Genomic DNA, 19,774 nt, shown 5'->3' on the forward strand with positions numbered 1-19,774 from the left:
AAAGTAATAAGGATTTGTATGTCTAGTTTTCATAAAAGCAAAATAATTACGCGTAAATTACTTGCTACATCTGTAGCACTTGCTACCGCGTTATCTAGTCAGATGTTGTTTGCAAAAACCTACTTAGTTAGTGACGCAGGTGAATACAATAAGGTGGCTAATAAATTAGTTGCTGGCGATGTTGTTACATTAAAAAATGGTACTTGGAACAATTTTGAAGTGCTCTTCAGCGGTCAAGGTAAAAAAGATAAACCTATTACTTTGCAAGCTCAAACAAGTGGTGAAGTGATTTTATCAGGGTTATCTAATTTACGTCTGGCCGGAGAGCACTTAGTTGTTAAGGGGCTTGTATTTAAAGATGGTTATACCCCAACAGGTGCTGTTATTTCGTTTCGTAGAAATAAAGAAGAATATGCGAACAACTCACGTGTTAGCGAGGTAGTAATAGATAATTATAGTAATCCTGATAAACAAGAGTCAGATTACTGGGTTGCTCTGTATGGTAAAAACAATCGTTTTGATCATAGCTATTTAGCTGGTAAACGCAATAAAGGCGTAACAATGGCTGTGCGCTTGGATTCAGAGCTAAGCCAGCAAAACAATCACCGTATTGATCATAACTATTTTGGTCCACGCCCTGTGTTTGGCTCAAATGGTGGTGAAACTCTGCGAATAGGCACAAGCCATTATTCATTAACAGATTCGTTAACCGTTGTTGAAAATAATTACTTTGAACGCTGCGATGGCGAAGTTGAAATTATTTCTGTTAAGTCTGGTAAAAATAAGCTTAGAAATAACACTTTTTATGAATCAAGGGGTACATTAACCCTTCGCCATGGTAACGGCAATATTGTTGAAAATAATGTTTTCTTTGGTAATGGTGTTGATCACACTGGCGGTATTCGCGTAATTAATAAAGACCAAATTGTTCGCAATAACTATTTAGAAGGGTTAACAGGTTATCGTTTTGGTAGTGGTTTAACTGTGATGAATGGCGTTCCTAATTCAACTATTAACCGTTATCACCAAGTCGATAATGCAACAATAGAAAATAATACACTCGTAAATGTGAGCCATATTCAACTTGCTGCAGGTAGTGACCAAGAGCGTTCTGCAGTGCCTGTGAACAGTGTTATGCGTAACAATTTAGTATATAACCAAAAAACAACAGATGTATTTACAGCATTTGATGACATAAGCGGTATAAAGTTTAGCAATAACTTACTTAGCAAAACAGTTAAACCTTTAACTGACTCTGGCTTTTCGAATGAGTCAATTTCAATGAAGCGCGCAACTAATGGTTTAATGTACCCTGCTAACAATGAAGAGTACGGTGTATCTAAAAGCTTGAAGCCTACGCTTAAAACACAAACAGGCCCAGATTGGTATGAAAAGAAACCATTGTTTAGCGAATTTGATTCTGGTCAGAGTCATCTAGTAAATAATGCGGAAGGTGCACTTTTCAATGCCGTTAAGAATGCAAACGATGGTGATATTTTAGTGCTTCAACCGGGCCAATATGACCTAATGAAAATCGTTAATATAGATAAAACACTTACGATTCGCGCTCAAAAAGTTGGCAGTGTTGAACTTACATTTTCACGTTCTACGCTATTTGAAATTAATAATGGCGGCAGCTTAAAGTTAGTCGGCCTAACTATTTCGGGTAAAAATAGCCCTGATGCAACAGGTAACAAAGCTATACGCACTGCAAAATGGGGCATGTATTATAATTATCGTTTAACGATTGATACAGTGAAAGTAACTGATCTTGATATTAATCACTCATTTCATTTCTTCGACTCAGGTAAGGGCGCACTAGCTGAAGAAGTTAATATTACTAATAGTCAATTTCATAATATTACGGGTGATATTTTACGCCTAGATAAAGAGCATGAAGACTTAGGTATTTATAACGCTGAATACGTAACGATTAAAAATAGTCAGTTTAATGATATAAAAGGCGCTGTTGCAAAAGTTTACCGTGGTGGTACTGATGAAAGTACATTTGGGCCACATGTTACTTTAACTAATAATCAATTTAAAAATGTTGGTAAGGGGAAACGTAATAAGCAAAATGCCTTAGCATGGCTACATGGTGTACAAGTAACCGATATTGAAGGAAATGAGTTCGAGGATACTGCTGGTATATTAGTTGAACATACCGTTGGTGAGCCAAAAACAAATATTAAAAATAACGTTTATAACAATTCAAAGCAGCCTAAAATCGTTGAGCTTTTTGCTAAGCAGCTAGACGCTTTAGAAACATATGTTGTTAAGAGGTAATTATGGTGTTTTCTCCATCTTCAAAGTTTACTTTAAAATCACTGTTACTGTCGTCTAGCTTATTAGCGTCATCTTTAAGCTTAGCTAATGAGCACCCTAATTTGGTACTGACACAAGATGACGTTGCTGATATGCGCAAAGCAATAACGCAACCTAGTTCTTTTTCTGCGCGTTTTAGTGCAGTAAAAGCCAAGTTAGACACTCAATTAGCGCTACCTATCACTGTACCTTTACCTAAGGATGCAGGGGGAGGGTACACACATGAGCGCCATAAAGAAAATTATAAACTGATGTACCAGGCAGGTGTAATTTACCAATTAACGGGAGAGTCGAAGTATGCGCAATATGTGCGCGATATGCTACTTGAGTATGTAGACTTATACCCAAAGATTGGTTTACATCCAAAACAAAAGAATCAGAATCCGGGTAAACTTTTTTGGCAAATACTCAATGAAGCTGTCTGGCTTGTGCACACTATTCAAGCCTATGATGCAGTTGCTAGTGCACTTTCAAGTGATGAACGCAAGCGCATTGAAAATGGTATTTTAAAACCGGTTGCTGCGTTTTTATCTACTGAATCACCTGGCACGTTTGATAAAGTTCATAACCATGGTACTTGGGCAACAGCAGCTGTCGGTATGACAGGTTATGTAATTGATGACCAAGAACTTGTTGAACAAGCTTTATACGGTTTAGATAAATCTGGAAAGGCTGGCTTTTTACGCCAAGTTGACGAATTGTTCTCACCACAAGGATATTACACCGAAGGCCCTTATTATCAACGTTATGCGTTATTGCCTTTTATTACATTTGCTAAAGCGATAGAAAGTAATGAACCTCAGCGAGATATTTTTGGTTATCGTGATGGGGTGATTTTAAAAGCGATTAAATCAACCATTGATTTAAGTTATAACGGCTTATTCTTCGGTATCAACGATGCAATTAAAGATAAAGGTATCGATACTATTGAGTTGGTGCAAGGTGTCACAATTGCCTATGGTTTAACAGCAGATCCACAGTTACTCGATATCGCTAAACGTCAAGATCAGATCATTCTAACTGGTGACGGTTTGAAAGTAGCTAATGCGCTTGATGCTAATAAAGCACAACCTTATCAGTTTAGCTCACAAGAGTTCGGTGATGGTAGCAGTGGTAAAGACGGCGCACTTGTTGTATTGCGTGCTGGGGAAGAAAATGATCAAGCATTAGTGTTCAAAGCAACTTCTCAAGGTATGGGGCATGGTCACTTTGATAAACTTAACTGGATTTTTTACGACCAAGGTAATGAAGTGGTAACTGATTACGGTGCTGCGCGCTTTTTGAATGTGGAAGCAAAATTTGGTGGTCGTTATTTGCCAGAAAACAATTCATTTGCAAAGCAGACAATAGCTCATAACACTGTCGTTGTAGATGAAAGCAGTCATTTTAATGGTAATGTTACAACTGCTGAGAAATATGCGCCTACAGTGCACTATTTTATTGATGATAAAAATATAAAATTAACTTCAGCGAGCATTGATACTGCTTATGATGGGGTTAATCTTAGCCGTACGATGGCATTACTAACTGTAGCACAAGACATGCCTAGCATAGTAGTTGACATCTTTGATGTAGAATCTAATAAATCTCATCAATACGATTTACCGGTACAATACAGCGGTCACTTTATCGATAGTAACTTTGCTATTGAAAATAACACCCAAGTACGTCGCCCGCTTGGAAAAACGGCTGGCTATGAGCATTTATGGTTAACAGCAACAGCTAAACCTAAGTCACAAGGTGCTAAAATCACTTGGCTTAACAATAACGGTCGTTTTTACACTCAGACCAGTGTAGCTGATGATAATACACACATTCTATTTACTCAAACTGGTGCTAATGATCCTAGCTTTAATTTACGCAATCAAAGTGCGTTTATTCAACGTGTTGAAAATGTGAAAAATCACCAGTTTGTTAGTGTTATTGAGCCGCATGGTGAATATAACCCTAGCAAAGAGTACACACTTCAAGGAACGAGCCGTGTCAGCCAGCTGCTAAGTGAAAAGATCGGTAATATACAAGTAATTGAGATTAATTTTGTTAATGGTAAAACCACATTATTAGCTATTAATCAGGATAAAAACCTTTCTAAGCAATCATTTAACTATAAAGGTAAAAACCATACCTTTAGCGGGCGCTATTTGCTTATCCAGCAATAGCAAGTGCTTTATAACACTAAAGGCCTGATATAGGTATTAGGCCTTTTAACACAATAAATCGTTTCAACGACTAAAGGAAACATAATGTTATTTTCAGAATATATGGCTGGTCAAAAACTATTACCGATCATCCAAACAGGTTGCCCAAAAACCGGTGTTGCTATTACTAAAGCAATGCATGAAGGTGGTGTTAATTTGGTTGAAGTGGTGCTACGCCATGATACGTCGTTAAGTGTTTTAAGTGCAATTAAAGAAGCATTTCCAGAGCTTAAAGTCGGTGCAGGTACTGTGATTGATAGCACCATTTTAGACGATGCTATTAAAGCGGGTGCTGATTATATTGTTACGCCTGCAGTGACCCCTAAGCTGTTAGAGGCGTTAGTTGATTGCGGTGTTCCGGTGTTACCAGGTGTATCTAGCACCTCAGATATCACATTGGCACGTGAAGCTGGCTTTAAAGAAATGAAACTATTCCCTGCAAATCTAGCTGGTGGCATTGGCTTTTTGAACACAGTAAAAAGTGTATACAGAGATTGTCAGTTCTGCCCAACTGGCGGTATTAATGAAAAGAATGTGGGCGAGTTTTTAGCGCTTAGTAATGTATTTGCTGCTGGTGGCACATGGGTGTCTGCTCAGCAATGGATTGATGATGAAAACTGGCAAGCTATCACCGAAGCTTGCCAGCAGGTTGTATAACAGTGTTTCCCTGAGGCGTTAATTCTGTTGTCGGTTAACGCCTTATTTATCAGCGGGGTAGACCACCCCTAATTGCTGCCGAGCTTTATCTAGCACAGCCATAACATCTATGGCGAGTTGGTGGGTATTGACCGTTGACTCACAACTATTGTTATTAGCGGTTGAGATAAAGTGGGCCATTTCATGGCGCATAAAGTGTTCATCAAATGGTTGTGATAGCTCTTCAACTGTTCCATCATTAGCGATAAATTGAACACGCTTTAATAGCGATACAGCTTCTATTCTAATTCGCCCTTTTTCGCCTTGAATTTCAGTGAAATTATCACCTTGTGATATTTTTGAATAGCTGATCACGGCTTGTTTATCGCTGTAATTGAGTAATACATCTCCGGCGCCATCAACACCGGTGTCGAGTAAAACGCCACTGGCTTGCACCGAATTAGGTGCGCCCCATAGTGCAATTAATAAATATAAAGGGTAAATACCTAAATCAACCAATGCACCATTGGCAAACTCGGGCAAAAACGTGTTTGGGCGTTCGCCATTTTTATATTTATCGTAGCGAGAAGAGTACTGGCTATATTGGCCTATGTATTTACGAGGCGTACCAATTTTCTCAAGCGCTTGTTTTAGTACTTCAAAGTTCGGTAGGTGAGTGGTCATCATAGCTTCCATATACAAGCGTTGATGCTGTTTAGCGGTAGCGATTATCTGTGCTAATTCATCACTGTTTGCAGCTGAAGGCTTTTCACCAAGTACATGCTTATTCGCTTTTAAACACGCAATAGCATACGATTTATGTAAGTTATTTGGTGCAGCGATGTAAACCGCGTCCACGTTATCATCGGCGCACACCTGAGCTATGTCAGTATATACTTTGGCTTGCTGCTCGTTATGTTTAGCTAAAAAGGCATCGCCAGTTGATTTTGCGCGTGAGCACACCCCATAACAAGTAAATTCACTCAGTGTTTGTGCGGCCGCGAGTAATGTGTCGCTGATAAAATTGGTGCCAACTATTACAAAATTCATGTGTTTTTCTCAATGTAGAAGTGTTTTAACCATTGCTGCCATTCATTTTCAAGTGATTGCATTTGCAGATGCTTTTTTCCGTTGAAGTGCTTTTGCTTATCTTCTTCAAAGCAAAATGGGCCGGCGCGACATAGCGTACAATGATTATCGGTTAAATAGCTAGGGTAAGTAAGTTTCGATATCAGCTCTTTATTTTCGCTCGGGCTGAATACATAGGTTATACCACTGGTATCTTTAACATGTTTATCTCTGTCAACATTACGTACTTTATAGCCAGGAAACAACGTTATATCAAACGGCATTTGGCCGATATAATTAGCGTTTAAGCCTTGCGCTAAACTGCCCTCAATATTCCAATGTAGGTATGGTTTAACATCTTTAGAGGTTATAAAGCAAAGCTGGGGGCCGGCTTCATCAAGTGCATAATCGCACGCATTTTTTATATATTGATGAAGCAATGCGCGATTCAATGTATTTGAATTCACTTGTTGCTTAAAAGCATGTTCGTTTTTAAATGCGGGTATTAGAGGAAATTGAAAAATAACCACATCAAATTTTTGCCCATCGAGTCGTTGCCAAGCTGATACTTTAGTGACATCAAATTCAGTTAATATACTAACGCCTGCGTCATTTAGAGCACTAAAAGCATTATCTGCATACTTAGTCGTAATTGTCGCCTGGCTGTCATAGGTTGAGGCAACGAGACTGTTTGGTTTTAAGGCTGCGTGAACGGCATTAGAAAAAGACAAATCGCCATCACCAACCGTGAGGATCCGCCAACTAGGGTTTAAATACATTTATTCAATCAATTGCTAAAACTTAGTTAAAGCAGTATACCAAATATATTAATCGAGGGCTGCGTTGCAGTATGATTTGCTGTTTTATCTACATACATTTACTCTGTCTTATTTAAGCTAAAGCAAAAGTGGTTAATGCCAAAAGGGATAGCAAAAAATAACCACAGCGTTAACCTTTTAACTGCTTTTCAGTTTCTACAACAGTCACAGTACAGAGCGCGAGTCGTGTTTTGAGCCCTTCAATCGCAATTTGTTTTAGGAGCAAATTAAAGGTTAACAGCACTGCAAAAACAAGGTGGATAGGGCCATGGGTAAAACCTTCGCTTGGATCAAAGATCATTAATCCAAACAATAAAAACAGCACTACTAAAAATATTTCAATGAGTTGGTTTGAATAAAAAGACAAACGGCCTTCGCCTTTACGGTCTTTTTTTATGTGGATAGCACAAAAAAAAGGCAGTACTTTTATTTTAAATAAACCATTTTTTTCAACGTAGTTTTCACCGAGTTGATCAAGTTTTAGGCGTAGTTGATCTATCATGCTGGCTCCTTGAATTGGGATGCGCAATAGTACAGGATTCAGCAGGTTTGCACCACCTAGTCATTTATTTAGGGTATAAACTAATACCGATCACCAATATATGACAGACAAAAACCACTGAGGTGAGAACAAAGCGCATTTTTTGGTAATCAACATGGTAGCTTTGCCATTGTGGTGAGGCTTTTTCAAATAGCAACACAAGCCAAAAGCTTGCAGCTAACCAGACTAACATCCATTGAGTGGGTAAAAATGATAAAAAAGGAATGGGTATTACTGTGGCAACAGCTTTAATTGCACGACTATAACTTTGCTCTCCAGCATGCCACAAATTACCTGCCATAAAAGCAAGTATGCCTATACTGTAAAAAGTAAAAAACTCTAAATTGACACTGTTACTGCCAAACATAAGCGGCCAAGCCACACAGCCTAAGAAGGGCAGTAGGCCCAAATAGCTTAATTGAATGTGGTTGATAAACTTTTCCATAACAGTATGCCTTGTCTCTATATGTTTTAAGCGTGAGTATTGTAACAGTTTTCTTTACAGTGAGGTAGGTAACCTAGCTTAAGTTAATAACGAACGAAGTGTTAAAACAGTTTCATCTTAAAAATCGATTGTTTTAATATAAACAATCAATTTTATTTATTTTCTCAACACCCTTATTGTATTACTCAAGCCAACGCAGAAGGTCTATTAAATAGACTGTGTTGAGTATTAATACTTTATATATCAAATGAGGAATACTATGAGCACTTCATTAATTAACACAAAAATCCAACCGTTTAACGCAACTGCATACCACAACGGAGACTTTGTAGAGCTATCTGAAAAAGATGTACTTGGTAAGTGGTCAATCTTCTTCTTTTACCCTGCGGATTTCACATTTGTGTGTCCTACAGAGTTAGGTGATCTTGCTGATCACTACGCACAGCTTCAAGAAATGGGTGTTGAAGTTTACTCAGTATCAACAGATACACACTTCACTCATAAAGCATGGCACGATACGTCAGATACAATTGGTAAAATTACTTACCCTATGATTGGCGACCCAACAGGGCGTATAACACGCAGCTTTGGTGTAATGATTGAAGACGATGGCCTAGCACTTCGTGGTACATTTGTTATGAACCCTGAGGGCGAAATTAAAGTGATCGAAACTCACGACTTAGGTATTGGTCGTAGCGCTAAAGAGTTAGTCCGTAAAGTACAAGCTGCTCAGTACATTGCCACTCACGACGGTGAAGTATGTCCTGCTTCATGGCAGCCAGGTGAAGATACATTGGCTCCTTCACTAGACCTAGTTGGTAAAATCTAATTTGCCAAGTGTAGCTAAGCTACATTAAGCGCTACTTTCAGTAGCGCTAAAACTCCCACTACACAACGTTTTAAGCACATTAGCATGTAATGTGTAGTGGGTTCTTTTTGCTGAAAACAAGGGCAGAGCCATGTTAGACAACAACATTAAAAACCAATTAAAAAGCCATTTTGAATCGCTTACTCAACCTGTTGAGCTGCTTATCGCCTTGGATGACAGCAAAAAATCAGCAGAAGTAGAAAGCCTAGCAAATGATTTAGTGTCATTAAGCGATAAATTTACTGTATCAAACAACCCAGATGCTAATGCACGTCGTCCATCTATGGTTGTTCATTCACCGATTAAAAATACCCACATTACGTTTGCAGGCGTACCGATGGGGCACGAATTCACAAGTTTAGTGTTAGCGCTTTTACATACTGGCGGGCATGCAAGTAAAGCAAAAAGCGAAGACATTGAACAAATACAATCTCTTGATCAAGAGCTTAATTTTGAAATTTACATAAGCTTGAGTTGCCAAACCTGCCCACAAGTCGTGCAGGCACTAAACACAATGGCCGCGACTAATAGTAAGATTAAGGCAACAATGATTGACGGCGCGCTATTTCAAGAGGACGTAGAGAAGCGCAACATTCTAGCAGTCCCTGCGGTGTATTTAAATGGCGAACCATTTAGCCAAGGTGCATTAAGCTTAACTGACATATTAAACAAAGTAGACAGTAAAGGTGCGGCTCGCCAAGCAGCGGCACTTAGCGAAAAAGATGAATTTGACGTACTGGTTGTAGGCGGTGGGCCTGCGGGTGCATCCGCTGCAATTTACTCAGCGCGTAAAGGTTTAAATACCGGTATTGTTGCCGATAGGTTTGGCGGCCAAGTGGCAGATACACTCGCGATTGAAAACTTTATCTCAATAAAAGCGACAGAAGGGCCAAAATTGGTTGCTCAGCTTGAAGAGCATGTTAAAGAGTACGATGTTGATGTAATGCATAACCAACGTGCAGCAGGGCTTGCACGGGTCAATAACCAGTACGAAATCACCCTAGAAAACGGCGCTACTTTAAAAGCTAAGTCATTAGTGCTGGCAACGGGTGCTCGCTGGCGTGAAATGAATGTACCCGGAGAGCAAGAGTACCGCGGTCATGGTGTTGCGTATTGCCCACATTGTGATGGCCCTTTGTTTAAGGGTAAACCTGTTGCGGTAATTGGTGGAGGTAATTCTGGTATTGAAGCCGCGATTGATTTAGCGAACATTGTTGAGCATGTAACGGTACTTGAATTTGCTGATACATTACGTGCTGATGAAGTACTTATTCGTAAAGCAAATAGCCTGAGCAACATCACAATTATTAAAAATGCACACACCACAGAGGTGTTAGGTGATGGTAATAAAGTCACTGGGCTGGCTTATACCGACCGACGATCAGGTGAAAGTAAAAACCTTACCCTCGCAGGTATTTTTGTTCAAATAGGCTTAATCCCCAATACAGAATGGCTTAAAAACAGTGAACTTGAGCTTAGTAAATTTGGTGAGATTTTAGTAGACGCTAAAGGTGCTACATCACTACCTGGTGTGTATGGTGCAGGTGATGCAACCAATACACCGTTTAAGCAAATCATTATTGCGATGGGCAGTGGTGCAACAGCAAGCCTTGGTGCATTTGATTACTTAATTCGCAACAGTGAGCAAAGCAGCGATGCTGCTTAACAACTCTTGATTTAACAGTCTATGTCTATGTTTTAACAGCCATACACCCATGACTGTTATTCTCCAAAGTCGCCCTCTCCAAAGGCGGCTTTTTTTTACGCTGTATAAGTACCTTATGTTATATTTGCAAAAAAAGGAGATCGTAATGTATCAAGGTAGTTGTTTGTGTAAAAAAGTAGCGATAGAAGTCAATGGTTCAGTCAGCAGCATTATCCATTGTCATTGTTCGTTATGTCGAAAGTCTAGCGGTACTGCATTCGCCACTAACGGGTTTATTAATCGTGCTGATTTTAAAGTGACTAAAGGACAAGCTAATTTAACGGCTTTTGAATTTAAACCGGGTCGTATTCGCCATTTTTGTACAGTTTGCGGCAGTCCTGTTTACAGTGAGAATCTCGATGACCCAGCGCGCTTGAGGTTACGTTTGGGTATTTTAGACAGTGATATTAATGAGCGCCCAATTAGCCACAACTTTTGCAGTTCTAAAGCAAATTGGGAAGACTTTGATGCACAGTTACCACATTACGATGGCTTTGAGCCGAGTCGGTAATAGTCTCTTACTGATACTTAGCAGCACTAATAAATTCGTCAAAGCTTTCGCACCACACAACAACGGTATTAAAGTTAGCAATATTAATGCCTTGCGGTACATTTACTAGAAAACCATCAAATGTTTTTACGCTGGCTACTCGGGTGAATGTGCCTTTATAAGCTAGAAAATCAGCTTCGTTATCAACGAAGCGATCTGCTAAATACAATTGGTAATCAGGGCCTGGGCTTAATTCACCATCGAAAGAAATTGTTGTATTAGTTAAGCGCACTTGGCCTATCCCATAGTGCAGTGCATCTGAGCCTGGCAAATCTCGTTTGAATTCACCACTGAATAGAGCGCGTTGAGCATGAGTGGCAAGTTCTAGTTGGCTTGGAGCGGGGGGAGCCGTAAGCAATGGCAGGGCGTACATGCCGCCTGCAAATCCAAATAAAAAAACGACTATATAAGACAATAAACGGATAAGCAGGTTAATCATGTTGATAGCCCTTATTTCAATTCAAATACCTTTCTATTTGAAAGGTTCAAGCGTTGCTCTTTTTCACCGAAGTAGCTCAGATAAAGCTCATCAAATTCGCCACTTTGCTGCATTTTTGTTAACCCTTCCTGTAGCAAGGAAATAAGTTCTTGGTTTTGAGCACTGCTATAAAAAAAGTACTGGTTTGTATATTGCAGCATGATTGTTGGCTCTATCATTAAATTTAAATGCTTTTGTTTAGCGGTTTCAGCTTCTATTGCAGAGACTGACCTAGGAAAATAATCACCTAGTTTGGTATCCAAAGCTTTTATCATGCTTTTATAATTTAGTTCACCATTAACAGTTAAGCCATTTCTTTTTAATATTTGAAAATCAGACCAGCTTTGTTTTTGTAAGGCTATAAGGGGTTTGAGCTCTTCTAATGTATTAATTTTTGCAAAGCGTTGCTGCTGACTTTTATTAATCATCAATAAGCGCTTGCCGTGGAGTCCTTTATATATAGGTAGGCTGGTATGTACTAGATTAGTCGTAGAGTCAGGATTTACCGCCAGCCATGCTAGGTTGATGCTGTTGCTCTTTTCGAGCTCTTCTACGATCCTTTTTTTATTCATGGGTTTGATCGAGTAAATAAAATTAGCCTTTTTATCTACTTTGGCAAAACTTTTTGATAATAGATCATGAATATAGCGGTTTGTTGGTGAATTTACATCACTTGGCCTAGCTAAGTATAAATTAACCTCAGTCTCTAACTCTTGTGCATAGGAGTTGTTAGAAATTATAACCAAAAATAAAATGGCGATCTTTTTTGTTAATCTTGAAAGCATAGCGAACAACTAATTTTTATTGATGGAACGACTATAACAAAAATAGACAATGCATATGTAATAAATTATTTAAAAAATAAAGATGAAAACTTCATTGCGTATTATACTTATTTTATCAACAGTAATACATTGGATAAATATGTTAAATAACTACTCAGTACGTACCCGTTTAGCAATGCTTGCCTTACTTCCATTGGTCGTTTTTACTCTTTCTTCATTTTTTTCAATTAACACCATGGGACAACTTGTATCAGGGATTGATAGTTTATATAACGACCGCGTTGTGCCACTTAAACAGATTAAGACGGTATCGGATAATTATGCCGTTAATATTGTCGATTTACTCCATAAGTACCGAGCGGGGACAATAACCAAACCTGCATTTCTATCAGCGATTGATGAAGCTAAAACTATAGCTGACAACGAGTGGAAAGCTTACCTAAGTACGCAGCTTACAAATGAAGAAAAACGCTTGGTTGGCGATGTTGAGCAAAAGCTACTCCCGGTTCAAAGCCACATATCAGCTTTAGTAAGCAAAATAAATAGTGGGGAGTTTGAATCATTGTCACAACAACATTTTGTGGCAGAGCTTTATCGCTATTTTGATCCACTTAGTTCGAGCTATCAATCACTTATAGAGTTGCAACTAAAAGAAGCGAATAGCTTTCGAGCACAAGCTAATGATAATTATCAATTTATAAAAGTTGCTATGAGTGTGGCGGCGATCGTTTTAATTATATTATTGCTAATAATTGCTTATTTAATTTATCGCTCAATACACAGCCCGTTGATGTCACTGCGTGATACTATCACGAAAATTTCATCGAATGCAGATTTGAGAGTGCGGGCTCAAGTCGTAGGGCAAGATGAGCTCGCAGATACAGCGGTTAACTTCAATAGTATGCTATCGCGTATCCATACTTTGGTGACAGATATGGCTGGAGCTACACTTACCTTATCATCCGCAGCTGAAGAAATGAATTCGATTAGTATTCAGGTAGCCAGTACAGCAACAGAGCAAGAACAACAATCAACAATGATTGCTACCGCTATCACACAGATGAGTAGTGCAATTGAACAAGTTGCACAAAATGCACGTGCAACATCTGAAAAAGCATCAAACGCAGATACCAAAGCACAGCAAGGGCAACAAGCGGTAGCAGATAACATAGAATCAATTAATACTTTGTCGACTTTAGTCAGTGCCAATACGCAGTTAATTAATGAATTAAATACTCAAACAAACGATATTAACCAAGTGGTTATGATGATCCAAGGGGTCGCAGAACAAACTAACTTACTTGCGCTGAATGCCGCAATTGAAGCTGCTAGGGCGGGCGATTCAGGTCGTGGCTTTGCGGTTGTTGCTGATGAGGTTCGACAGCTCGCTCATAATACGCAAAAAGCCACTGCTAGTATTAATGAGATGATAACTAAGCTGCAAGAAATGGCTCAACAAGCTGTTGAAGCCATGGATAATGCACAAAGTAGTGCGCAAGAGAGTGTTGACCATGCACAGTATTCGTCGCAAGTTCTGAGTGAAATTAATTATGAAGTGACAGAGATTGCAGATATGAATACGCAGGTATCAACCGCAACGCAAGAGCAAGAAACGGTTGCCAATGAACTAAGCAGTAATATAAATGAATTTAGCTCGAGTATAGCTTCCGTCAGTGAAAGCTCACAACAAAATGCCCAAGCGTCGCAAGAGTTAGCACAGCTAGCGGCAACACTGCAAGGGCAAGTGAGTGAGTTTAAAATATAGCGAGAAGGCTGTTTGTTCTTTATTTTAAAGGATAAACGGCTTCGCAAAATTGCAGCTAGTTTAGTCGCTAAAACGAAATTGTTTTCGATATACAGAGGGCGATATTGAAAATGCAGCTTGGAAATGCTGTCGGAAGTTAACACTTGAAGAAAATCCTGCTTTTGCTGCAACTAAATCTATATTTAGATCACTCGTTTCTAATAATTGTTGAGCTAAGCCAAGTCGTTGTTCTCGAAGCCAATAGGTAAATGTTAGCCCCATGGTTTTTTTTAATAGGCGGGAAAAATTACGCTGACTCATATTGGCTTTACTTGCAACCTGCTCTAATGTTAGTGGTTGCGTTATGTTGTTGCTTGCCCAAGAGAGCGCTGGATTTAAGCGATTGCTATCGATATCTCGGGGTAATGGTTTTTCAATAAATTGCACTTGACCGCCGCTACGATGGGGCGCAACAACCATACGTCTGGCAATGTGACTGGCTACATCATTACCGAGATCTAAGCGTAATATGTGTAAGCAACAATCAATCGCTGCGGCAGAGCCCGCGGAAGTAAATACGTTTTTTTCCTCTATATACAATACGTTATCATTAAATGTAACCGCAAGGTATTTTTGAGTAAATTGTTTAGCCCAGCCCCAGTGAGTCGATGCTGTTTTGCCATCTAAGATGCCTGCTTCAGCGAGTATAAAAGCACCCAAACATAAACCAACCATGCGTGCTCCTCGGTTATGAGCGCAGCGTAATGCAGTTAGCAACGTTTGCGACACCGGAGTATCTGGGTTGTACCATCCAGGAATAATGATCGTGTCAGCGGTTTCAAGAACTGTAAAATCTTGCTCAATTGTTATAGGAAACCCCGATAGTGTGGGTACGGCACCCTTATTTTGCGCACACACCATAACGTGATACGGCTTTATGCCAATTCGCTCTATATCTTCACCAAAAATACTGCAGGGGATCGACAAATGAAACAAACTAATATTGTCGTAAGTAATAATCGCTATTTTATGTTTTGGAGTAGAATTCATATTGGCTTAATCCCATCGGTTAGCGTCTTTTAGGACGCTATTTGCCAAAAACTATACGTTATAAGATACCCAAATGTAAACGTAACACCACTCAAGTTATAACCGTACAGAATAGTTATAGACCTGTAAGAGGTGTGATAAGTGAATGTTCATCATTATAAAAGGGGAAATTATGACTACCACAACGCTACGAAATTTAAAGGTTCTAACGCAGACTCCAGCAAGTCTCGCGCACGCAACGCTGATATTGGTTGATTATCAAAATACCTATACTCAAGGTATTATGGAGCTGGAAAATTGGCAACCCGCACTTGACTCCGCAGCTCACATATTAGCGCGGGCACGTTCCACAGGAACGACAGTAATTCATGTAATACATGATGGGGGACCTGGTACACCTTATGATATTGAAAGCGAAATAGGAGCAATACATGCCAGTGTAGTCCCCATTGCAGGTGAAGCAATTGTCGTGAAAAATTACCCAGATGGTTTTATTGATACTGATCTCGCAGAGCATGTGGATGCGGCAGGGCACAAAAATGTGATTATCATTGGTTTTATGACTCATATGTGCGTTACATACACGACGCACGGCGCATTTTTAAGAGGCAATCAAGTAACTGTCATTGCCGATGCATGTGCAACTAGAGCATTAAGTTCATCTGTAGCTCAAGTGAGTGCCATAGAGCAACATCAAGCCGCGTTGGCTGCTATGAGCGATTTATTTGCCGTGGTTGTACCTACAATTGCTGAGTTAAGTAATTAACACTCAGGTATTGTTAAATATATTTTAGAGTGTAATAACCGCGGGCAGTACAACTGCCCGTTAAAATATGCTGAAGGTGGGCATTGAGTATATTTAAACTTCTTCAACCCACATAACACCGACTTCTTTTTTAACTACTTTAACATGTGTTCCAGCATTAAGTGGTTGTTGGCTTTTCAGCTTCCAAGCAATACCTGAGTAGGTGTGTGTTGTGAGACCTTGTTCATCAATATCATTTGCAAGCACAAAATCAAGTTCAGCAAAGTCGCTTTTGACTTCTTTGCTATCCACATTTTCTTGCATACGTTTAAGTGGCTTCCATAATAGTAGGGCGCATGCAGCTGTTATAAGTGTATTGCTCCACAGTGCAGTTGCTAATGAATCATCCAATAAGCCAACATTCATCATTAAGCCAGTCGCAAACAGCGAAATACCTAAAAACAATAATATGAACGTAGACATACCTAGCACAGCCACTTCAATGATCAGTGCTAATACACCTAAAATCATTAATGTTTCAGACAGATTATTAATTATAAAGTCCATCACTTACTCCAAGGTTAGCTTTTTTGCTTTTGGTTTAGTGTATTAATAATAGACATACCTTGTGCTACGAGTGAGCTGGCGTCAGTGGCGTTATCGGGTAGTAATACCACCGAAGATTCACGGGCAATGGCTTCTTTTGCTGCAATCGCTTTAGTGGCTAAGTCAAGTTGTATTGCCTTTTGGCCTTGTTCAGTATCAGCTGCTTCACCGACTTTACGCAGTGCATCAGCTTGTGCTTCGGCGACAGCTATAATCGCTTTAGCTTCACCTTCTGCACGCAGGATTTGCTCTGATTTATCGGCTTCAGCAGCGAGTACCTGTGCTTGCTTTTTACCCTCAGCAACATTGATGTTTGCTTGGCGGTCACCTTCTGACTCTAAAATTTGTGCACGTTTAACACGCTCAGCTTTCATTTGTGCTTCCATCGCTTCCATAACAGATTGTGGTGGCACGATATCTTTAATCTCGTAACGTAAAACCTGTATACCCCAAGGCTCAGCCGCTTGGTTAATAGCTGCAACAATATTAGTATTAAGTAGGTCACGTTCTTCAAACGTTTTATCAAGCTCCATTTTACCCAGCTCAGAACGCATCGTTGTTTGCGATAGTTGCGTTACCGCAAACACATAATCGTCTACACCGTAGGTTGCTTTATAAGGGTCAAGTACACGGAAATATAAAACGCCATCAACAATTAATGAGATATTATCTTTAGTGATTGCAGATTGTGAAGGCACATCTTGCGCTTGCTCTTTTAAGCTTCGGTCGGCAGCAATACGGTCAACAAAAGGCACAATAAAGTTTAAGCCAGCTTCTTTGGTTGATTGGTACTTACCAAAACGTTCGATGAGCCAAGCACGATTTTGTGGCACAAACTTAACACTGCTTTTAAGCAGCACTAAAACAAAGATTAGTAAAAACGCTTCAACAGTAAACAGCATGTTGATAATTTGCGCGATAGGGTCCATAAATGCTCTCCTTAGATTATTGCCAAAGTGGCGGGTCACACATTTATTTATGTATTTAAAAGCGTGACTAACTTTAGATTACCATTGAGTGATAAGCTCTCCAAGCAAAAAATAGTGACAAAGTATGTCAAAGGAGATTGCAGCTATGAAGCGTGTAGATTTATTCTAAAAGCACGCCTTTTGTTTTAAAAAACAACGCTATTTAATCAGTTTCAAGGTAAAGTTAAGCCGTGCGAGCAAGCTAATGCGACAGCAGGTTTTAATTTTTGCTTCAAAAAAAGTCAATAAAGCAGAAAAGGAATTCTGCTTGTAACCAACGGTTTTTCTGATAACGTTAATTAATCATAACAAAAAGAGTGCAGGGAATGCATGGTTACAAAACAGGATCAGAATACTCATTACCTTAATGGCATAAGCCAACAATATTGGCATTTTATTGAGCTTGTAGCGCAATGAAAAAATCAGTGCGAAGGGGGCTTAATAACCACAGATATACAACTCTATATTCAAACAACTCTTTTAAATACAATTCCTTTAATGAAAACATATTTATAATGAGTGAATGCTATGGATCATTTTAGCCCCAGTAATTTAAAAACGAAAGCAACACAAAGCGTTGCTATGGCTCACCCAAGTTCTACAGATCTGCATCATCAATTGGTAAAGTCGCATTTATGTTCTGTTAGTAATATAGCTTTGGAGATTGCTAAAAAGTTCGATTGTGAAGATGCGGCGGCATTAATTGGCCTGCTGCATGACTTTGTAAAGTACAGTTGTGCATTTCAGCGTTATATGCAGATCATTATTAAAGAACAATCAAGCCATTATGACCCTGATTTAGATGGTGCAGTGGCAAAACAATTAAAAGGTTCTATCGATCATTCAACGGCAGGCGCGCAGTAGATCGCTAAGGAGTTGCACAGGCATTTACAATCGGTTTGTAAAGATGAGCCGAGCATACAAACATATGCACCGGCTATTTTGCAAATACTTAGTTTATGCGTAGTTTCGCATCATAGTGGTTTGATAAATAATTTGCCTGAGCCGGTAGGTGGTTTTGCAAAACGGCTGATGAAAAGCGAAGAAGGAGCGCATTTTAATGAGTATATAAAAAATGCAGATGTGACCGTCATCGAAAAGCGCAGCAACTAGCAACAAAGTCATTTTTACTTAAAACCACTACCCAATTAAAAGTATTACTTGGTGAATATAGCTTAAGCGTCGTAGAGCATGATTTTTATTTAGGGATGTACACTAAATTATTGTTTAGTAGTTTAATCGTTGCAGACAGAATCGACAGTGCTGATTTCGAAAACCCTGATAATAAAGCAGAACGTAATCAAGCAGCAGATTGGGAAAAGGCTTGCAACAAAATTGAGCGTTTTGTAGCCCAGTTTTCAGCTGGTGAACCGATTGATGCTATACGTGCAGATATATCTAATAATTGCCACACACGTGCACAGGATCCACAGGGTATATTTAGTCTAACTGTTCCTACCGGTGGCGGCAAAACACATGCCAGTCTTCGCTTTGCATTACATCATGCGAAAAATCATAATCTTGTTCGCATCATTTACATTATTCCTTTTACCTCCATTATCGAACAAAATACCGATGCAATACGCAATGTGCTTGACGATGAAAATAAGCAAAGTTGGGTATTAGAGCATCACTCAAACTTAGAGCCCGAAGCACAAAGTTGGCGCTCAAAGTTAGCAGCCGAAAACTGGGATCGCCAAATTGTGCTTAACTACTATGGTACAGTTTTTAGAAAGTACATTTGGCAGTGGTACAAGAGGGGCAAGAAGACTCCAGCAAATGAGTAATGCAGTCTTGGTGTTTGATGAAATACAAACTTTACCTATTCGCTGTGTGCATTTATTTAATAACACCATAAATTACTTAGCTCGTTTTTGTAAAGCAACCGCGGTGATGTGCACTGCTACCCAGCCATTACTTCACCAGCTTCCGAATGAAAAAGCAATGTTGGGGCAATTAGCATTAACGCCTGCTAACGAATTAACACCTGATATCACTACGTCGCGCCTCACGCAGGCGCGTGGATTGAAACATAACCGTTAAAGTCATCAATAAACATAATGTTACCAGCAATGCAAAAATGATCCACTTCAACAATTGAAATCTGATCCAGTTAACTTAACACCAGCAGCTTAGATGACGATGGGCCGAAAACAACGTACCGAATAAACAGTGCAGCCTGAGGTGGTGGGTTGTGAAGGAGTGATGTAACTAAGCTCCATGGATAGATTAACACGCTAATGT

At 39.4% G+C, this 19,774-nt stretch carries 21 protein-coding genes; 12 read left to right on the forward strand and 9 right to left on the reverse strand.

What is annotated here, in order from left to right:
- The first annotated feature begins 18 nt into the window (after window positions 1–18).
- The 3 genes from AAEU30_RS17415 to AAEU30_RS17425 all read left to right on the forward strand — a co-directional run bounded on the left by AAEU30_RS17415 (window position 19) and on the right by AAEU30_RS17425 (window position 5,180).
- Entirely contained in the window at window positions 19–2,286 is a 2,268-nt protein-coding gene (locus AAEU30_RS17415; protein WP_421961613.1) for a chondroitinase-B domain-containing protein, read from the forward strand.
- Between the two features lie 2 nt (window positions 2,287–2,288).
- Window positions 2,289–4,484: an alginate lyase family protein gene (locus tag AAEU30_RS17420; protein ID WP_421961614.1), complete on the forward strand. Its 2,196-nt coding sequence runs from the start codon at window positions 2,289–2,291 to the stop codon at window positions 4,482–4,484.
- A gap of 81 nt (window positions 4,485–4,565) precedes the next feature.
- A complete protein-coding gene (locus AAEU30_RS17425; RefSeq protein ID WP_421961658.1) occupies window positions 4,566–5,180 on the forward strand; it encodes a bifunctional 4-hydroxy-2-oxoglutarate aldolase/2-dehydro-3-deoxy-phosphogluconate aldolase in 615 nt (204 codons plus the stop codon).
- Between the two features lie 42 nt (window positions 5,181–5,222).
- Here AAEU30_RS17425 and AAEU30_RS17430 read toward each other — a convergent pair whose 3' ends face one another.
- From AAEU30_RS17430 to AAEU30_RS17445, 4 genes are all read right to left on the reverse strand, one after another.
- Complete coding sequence (locus AAEU30_RS17430) at window positions 5,223–6,209, reverse strand: Gfo/Idh/MocA family protein (RefSeq protein ID WP_421961615.1); 987 nt, start codon at window positions 6,207–6,209, stop codon at window positions 5,223–5,225.
- Complete coding sequence (locus tag AAEU30_RS17435; protein WP_421961616.1) at window positions 6,206–7,006, reverse strand: class I SAM-dependent methyltransferase; 801 nt, start codon at window positions 7,004–7,006, stop codon at window positions 6,206–6,208. Before AAEU30_RS17435 ends, AAEU30_RS17430 begins: the two co-directional genes overlap by 4 nt.
- 169 nt (window positions 7,007–7,175) lie before the next feature.
- Window positions 7,176–7,547, reverse strand: coding sequence for a hypothetical protein (locus AAEU30_RS17440; protein ID WP_421961617.1), 372 nt, complete (start codon window positions 7,545–7,547; stop codon window positions 7,176–7,178).
- Between the two features lie 64 nt (window positions 7,548–7,611).
- Window positions 7,612–8,031, reverse strand: a complete 420-nt coding sequence (locus tag AAEU30_RS17445; RefSeq protein ID WP_421961618.1) for a DUF3429 domain-containing protein — start codon at window positions 8,029–8,031, stop codon at window positions 7,612–7,614.
- 259 nt (window positions 8,032–8,290) lie between these two features.
- On the opposite strand from AAEU30_RS17445, the gene ahpC reads away from it, so the two are divergent.
- The 3 genes from ahpC (at window position 8,291) to AAEU30_RS17460 (ending at window position 11,115) form a co-directional block, all read left to right on the forward strand.
- Window positions 8,291–8,860: an alkyl hydroperoxide reductase subunit C gene (ahpC, locus tag AAEU30_RS17450; protein ID WP_394190090.1), complete on the forward strand. Its 570-nt coding sequence runs from the start codon at window positions 8,291–8,293 to the stop codon at window positions 8,858–8,860.
- A 130-nt stretch (window positions 8,861–8,990) separates the two neighbouring features.
- The gene (gene ahpF / locus AAEU30_RS17455; protein WP_421961619.1) at window positions 8,991–10,565 is read left to right on the forward strand and encodes an alkyl hydroperoxide reductase subunit F; all 1,575 of its coding nucleotides are present in this window, start codon (window positions 8,991–8,993) and stop codon (window positions 10,563–10,565) included.
- A gap of 145 nt (window positions 10,566–10,710) precedes the next feature.
- A complete protein-coding gene (locus AAEU30_RS17460; RefSeq protein WP_421961620.1) occupies window positions 10,711–11,115 on the forward strand; it encodes a GFA family protein in 405 nt (134 codons plus the stop codon).
- Window positions 11,116–11,122: 7 nt separating this feature from the next.
- Here the strand turns inward: AAEU30_RS17460 and AAEU30_RS17465 are convergent, their stop codons facing one another.
- Window positions 11,123–11,593, reverse strand: a complete 471-nt coding sequence (locus AAEU30_RS17465; protein ID WP_421961621.1) for a DM13 domain-containing protein — start codon at window positions 11,591–11,593, stop codon at window positions 11,123–11,125.
- A gap of 11 nt (window positions 11,594–11,604) precedes the next feature.
- On the reverse strand, window positions 11,605–12,417 hold the full coding sequence (locus tag AAEU30_RS17470; RefSeq protein ID WP_421961659.1) for a transporter substrate-binding domain-containing protein: 813 nt from the start codon (window positions 12,415–12,417) through the stop codon (window positions 11,605–11,607).
- 139 nt (window positions 12,418–12,556) lie between these two features.
- On the opposite strand from AAEU30_RS17470, the gene AAEU30_RS17475 reads away from it, so the two are divergent.
- A complete protein-coding gene (locus AAEU30_RS17475) occupies window positions 12,557–14,182 on the forward strand; it encodes a methyl-accepting chemotaxis protein (protein ID WP_421961622.1) in 1,626 nt (541 codons plus the stop codon).
- Between the two features lie 60 nt (window positions 14,183–14,242).
- Here the strand turns inward: AAEU30_RS17475 and AAEU30_RS17480 are convergent, their stop codons facing one another.
- Entirely contained in the window at window positions 14,243–15,211 is a 969-nt protein-coding gene (locus AAEU30_RS17480; protein WP_421961623.1) for a GlxA family transcriptional regulator, read from the reverse strand.
- A gap of 172 nt (window positions 15,212–15,383) precedes the next feature.
- Here AAEU30_RS17480 and AAEU30_RS17485 point away from each other — a divergent pair, with 172 nt between their 5' ends.
- A complete protein-coding gene (locus AAEU30_RS17485; RefSeq protein ID WP_421961624.1) occupies window positions 15,384–15,977 on the forward strand; it encodes a cysteine hydrolase family protein in 594 nt (197 codons plus the stop codon).
- Window positions 15,978–16,070: 93 nt separating this feature from the next.
- Here the strand turns inward: AAEU30_RS17485 and AAEU30_RS17490 are convergent, their stop codons facing one another.
- Together AAEU30_RS17490 and AAEU30_RS17495 are read right to left on the reverse strand one after the other, a co-directional pair.
- Window positions 16,071–16,523 carry an NfeD family protein gene (locus AAEU30_RS17490; RefSeq protein WP_421961625.1) on the reverse strand — a complete coding sequence of 151 codons (453 nt, stop codon included), beginning with the start codon at window positions 16,521–16,523 and terminating at the stop codon, window positions 16,071–16,073.
- Between the two features lie 14 nt (window positions 16,524–16,537).
- Window positions 16,538–17,491: an SPFH domain-containing protein gene (locus AAEU30_RS17495; protein ID WP_421961626.1), complete on the reverse strand. Its 954-nt coding sequence runs from the start codon at window positions 17,489–17,491 to the stop codon at window positions 16,538–16,540.
- A 567-nt stretch (window positions 17,492–18,058) separates the two neighbouring features.
- Here AAEU30_RS17495 and AAEU30_RS17500 point away from each other — a divergent pair.
- The 4 genes from AAEU30_RS17500 (at window position 18,059) to AAEU30_RS17515 (ending at window position 19,573) form a co-directional block, all read left to right on the forward strand.
- On the forward strand, window positions 18,059–18,394 hold the full coding sequence (locus AAEU30_RS17500) for an HD domain-containing protein (protein WP_421961627.1): 336 nt from the start codon (window positions 18,059–18,061) through the stop codon (window positions 18,392–18,394).
- 12 nt (window positions 18,395–18,406) lie between these two features.
- Window positions 18,407–18,643 (forward strand): hypothetical protein, encoded by a 237-nt coding sequence (locus AAEU30_RS17505; protein ID WP_421961628.1) that lies wholly within the window; start codon window positions 18,407–18,409, stop codon window positions 18,641–18,643.
- Between the two features lie 95 nt (window positions 18,644–18,738).
- Entirely contained in the window at window positions 18,739–19,317 is a 579-nt protein-coding gene (locus AAEU30_RS17510; RefSeq protein ID WP_421961629.1) for a DEAD/DEAH box helicase family protein, read from the forward strand.
- A complete protein-coding gene (locus AAEU30_RS17515; protein ID WP_421961630.1) occupies window positions 19,310–19,573 on the forward strand; it encodes a hypothetical protein in 264 nt (87 codons plus the stop codon). The genes AAEU30_RS17510 and AAEU30_RS17515 overlap by 8 nt, the downstream gene beginning before the upstream one ends.
- Window positions 19,574–19,774 lie beyond the last annotated feature (201 nt).

Source organism: Pseudoalteromonas mucoides (assembly GCF_049257175.1).
In the GTDB taxonomy this organism is placed as follows: Bacteria; Pseudomonadota; Gammaproteobacteria; order Enterobacterales; family Alteromonadaceae; genus Pseudoalteromonas.